At 66.4% G+C, this 837-nt stretch carries 1 protein-coding gene; it reads right to left on the bottom strand.

The genetic code is table 11. The features are described 5' to 3' along the window. On the bottom strand, window positions 1-837 hold an 837-nt coding region (locus IE95_RS0118270), incomplete at both ends, for a glycosyltransferase family 2 protein (protein ID WP_030153644.1).

The raw sequence follows: 837 nt of genomic DNA, 5'->3' as shown, positions 1-837 counted from the left end.
GCGCGGACCAGGAGCATCGAGGAGACCAGGGACACGATGTCGAGGTAGTGCAGCATGTAGCGCTTGAGGGCGCGGGGGGTGGTCGGGTTCGCGCGGGCCGCGGACAGGTGTTCCATCATGGTGCGGTTGATGCGTAGCTGTTGGTCCACGCGCGAGATCATCACGGTCTCGTTGACGGACTGGTCCGCGCGGCCGATGTAGTACCGGTAGAGGTCGACGTTGAGGTAGTACAGGCGCCGGACCGCGGGCAGGGGTGCGTAGGCGTAGAGGTTGTCGACGTAGAAGGTGTGCTCGGGCAGGACCAGGCCGACCTCGCGCAGCAGGTCGGTGCGGTAGATCAGGGAGTGCATGAGGATGTACTGGTTCTTGCGCAGGCGCCCGACCTGGTCCCAGCCCAGGACCCGGTTCTGGGGTAGGGCGTTGGTGTAGCGCACGGCGGTCTTGTTGCGCTTGTCGACCTTCTCGTACACGAAGTTGCTGACCAGCATGTCGACCCCGGTGTCCTGGGTCACGAACGAGTCGAGCAGGTCCAGCACCTTGGCGTAGGCGCCGGCCTCGAGCCAGTCGTCGGAGTCCACGATCTTGATGTACCGCCCGCGCGCGTGGGCCAGGCCCGTGTTGATCGCGGCCCCGTGCCCCCCGTTGGGCTGATGGATCACGCGCACCACCCCCGGGTGCTCCGCGGCGTACCGGTCCGCGATCGCGCCGGTGGCGTCCCAGGACCCGTCGTCCACGATCAAGATCTCCACCCGCTGGCCCCCGGCCAACAACGAGTCGATGCTGCGGTGCATGTACGCCGCAGAGTTGTAGCACGGCACGACGATCGTCAACAGCTTG

The organism is Oerskovia turbata, from assembly GCF_000718325.1.
Classification (GTDB): Bacteria; Actinomycetota; Actinomycetes; order Actinomycetales; family Cellulomonadaceae; genus Oerskovia; species Oerskovia turbata.
The sequence above is the reverse complement of the archived record's forward strand: the minus strand, read 5'-3'. Positions and strand labels throughout refer to the sequence as shown.